Source organism: Methanosarcinales archaeon (genome assembly GCA_014859725.1).
In the GTDB taxonomy this organism is placed as follows: domain Archaea; phylum Halobacteriota; class Methanosarcinia; order Methanosarcinales; family Methanocomedenaceae; genus Kmv04.
Map to the genome: position 1 here is coordinate 1 of JACUTQ010000252.1, position 2,223 is coordinate 2,223.

Annotated in this window: 6 protein-coding genes; all 6 read left to right on the top strand. The window is 42.6% G+C overall.

Annotated elements, in window-relative coordinates:
* Positions 1-65 precede the first annotated feature (65 nt).
* The 6 genes from IBX40_12920 (at position 66) to IBX40_12945 (ending at position 2,117) form a co-directional block, all read left to right on the top strand.
* Positions 66-299, top strand: coding sequence for an HD domain-containing protein (locus IBX40_12920; GenBank protein ID MBE0525212.1), 234 nt, complete (start codon positions 66-68; stop codon positions 297-299).
* A 107-nt stretch (positions 300-406) separates the two neighbouring features.
* On the top strand, positions 407-667 hold the full coding sequence (locus IBX40_12925; GenBank protein ID MBE0525213.1) for a hypothetical protein: 261 nt from the start codon (positions 407-409) through the stop codon (positions 665-667).
* 296 nt (positions 668-963) lie between these two features.
* Positions 964-1,170 (top strand): hypothetical protein, encoded by a 207-nt coding sequence (locus IBX40_12930; GenBank protein MBE0525214.1) that lies wholly within the window; start codon positions 964-966, stop codon positions 1,168-1,170.
* Positions 1,167-1,430 carry a type II toxin-antitoxin system mRNA interferase toxin, RelE/StbE family gene (locus IBX40_12935; GenBank protein MBE0525215.1) on the top strand — a complete coding sequence of 88 codons (264 nt, stop codon included), beginning with the start codon at positions 1,167-1,169 and terminating at the stop codon, positions 1,428-1,430. Before IBX40_12930 ends, IBX40_12935 begins: the two co-directional genes overlap by 4 nt.
* A 274-nt stretch (positions 1,431-1,704) precedes the next feature.
* Positions 1,705-1,959 (top strand): hypothetical protein, encoded by a 255-nt coding sequence (locus tag IBX40_12940; protein ID MBE0525216.1) that lies wholly within the window; start codon positions 1,705-1,707, stop codon positions 1,957-1,959.
* An 11-nt stretch (positions 1,960-1,970) separates the two neighbouring features.
* Entirely contained in the window at positions 1,971-2,117 is a 147-nt protein-coding gene (locus IBX40_12945) for a hypothetical protein (GenBank protein MBE0525217.1), read from the top strand.
* Positions 2,118-2,223: the final 106 nt, after the last annotated feature.

Below are 2,223 nucleotides of genomic sequence, written 5' to 3' on the forward strand. Positions count from 1 at the left end.
AAGATTCCATAAAAATATATTTTCCCATTTACCATTTAATTTGAAGAAGATACGTAAGATGGAACATGGAAACTATGAATATTCAAGACAACAATCCAATCGTTAAAGCTTTCAATTTTGCCTATAATGCCCATAAAAACACCTGCCGGAAAAGTTCAACCATACCCTACATCGTCTGTCCTCTGGACGTTGCTTCTACCCTCATGAAGAATAATGCTCCCGAGCACATGGTTATCGCGGGATTGCTGCATGATGTTGTAGAAGATGAGGATTACACACTCTCTGATATCAGAGATTAGTTCGGTGATGAGGTGGCGACCCTGGTAGATGGGCTTCCGAGCCGGAAGAACTGATAAATGCGGACGGGGCAAAAGTAAGACCTGGCGCAAGCGCAAAGCTCATACCATTGACTTTATCAAAAATGCAGGCCGGGACCTGGAAGCTGCTCTCCTGTGCCGACAAATTGGCCAATATACGGGACATCATCAGGGACTATGACAGGCTGGGGGATGGTGTGTGGGATATCTTCAATGCCTCAAAGGACTCGGTTGCATGGTATTACATATCTATGCTGGATGCTTTTGGCAATGGGGATGAAGGGATAAGTGATATGCCTGCATTTAAGGAGTTCGAAAAATGTGTCGGTGAGATGTTTGGGGATGGGTGAGAGGTCGGTGTGTGAGGTTGAATATAGGGCGGTATGTTGGGAAGTGTCTAAACACGTTAAAATATATTATGTATGTGATAAAAACATAAAATCGATTCATTTCATCAATTCCTGCTACCTCCATTCCTTCACCTGATATGTTACCCCTTCTCCTGCATTGAAGCCTGCACCCGCTCTGTCACGCCACAGAAGCCACAATAACGCCATAAAGATGCCAAATATGACATCCATATAAATTACAATAACTGAATAAATACAGAGTAAGTTCAGATTAATAAAAAATGTGGAGATATTATATGCTTGAAGCTGAATTATTAGAAAAAATTGTTTCAGACCTTGATTTCTTAAAAATAAAAATAATATCCATCGAAGAAACCATAGAGGATATAGATAATGATCTGCATCATGTCAAGCCAGAGTATATCCGAAAGCTTGAATCAATAAAAAAAGAAGGGACAATTTCCAGTGCAGATTTTGAACAGAAATTTGGTGTCCGGCTTTGAAATACAATTACGAAGTCAGCAGGCAGCTTGAAAGGGAATTGGATAAACTCAGGCGAAAAAATAAAAAGCAATTCGAGATAATTTTGAAAAAGATGAGTGAAATACTGGAAAATCCTCAACACTACAAGCCGCTACAACATGACATGAAAGGCTTACGAAGAGTGCATATTGATAAATCCTTTGTACTTATTTTTGAAATTGTTGAAGCAGAAAACAAAGTGATTTTTCAGGATTTTGACCACCACGACAATATATACTAAATGACTACTGAACCATCAATCCCCTATACAATGGGAAGACCGTCATGATAAAGACGGTTCATGGTTAGCTCATCCCTGCTACAGGAGCTGATACACTGACTGATGGCGAGGGGGTGGGGCCATGCTTGAAAAAAAATCTAAAGCGATACTATACTACACAGAGTTCGTACCAGTTTGCACATCTTAGTTGCTAATTTTCGGTAACTACCTCCTCCTGCACTGAGGCCTGAATACGCTCTGTACTTTAGATCTCAGAGATGAGTTCGTTGATAAGGTGGCGACCCTGGTAGATGGTGCTTCCGAGCCGGAAGAACTGATTAATGCAAACGGGGGCAAAAGCAAGACCTGGCCCGAGCGCAAAGCACATACCATCGACTTTATCAAAAATGCAGGCCGGGATATGAAGCTGCTTTCCTGTGCCGATAAATTGGCCAATCTACGGGACATCATCAGGGACTATGATTGGCAGGGGTATGGTGTGTGGGATATCTTCAATGCCTCAAAGGACTCGGTTGCATTACCAATATAGAACAACCCGCCATGGCCTTCCATACATACCCGGTACTTCTTCCAAAAGTAGACCCGCTCATGGCCCTCTGCGATGAACTGGAGGCCGGGCTGGTGCAGGCGCAGACCGATGGCGGGAAATTGATGGAGGCTGTTGTGCATCATGTGCTGGCGAGTTGATGCGGAAAATATCAAAAAAGATCATGGAGCAGAAATATAACTGCTCCAAATCACTAGTGTCTCAGCAATTTAGTTCTGGAACACTTTATAACCGCTGAGCACCATG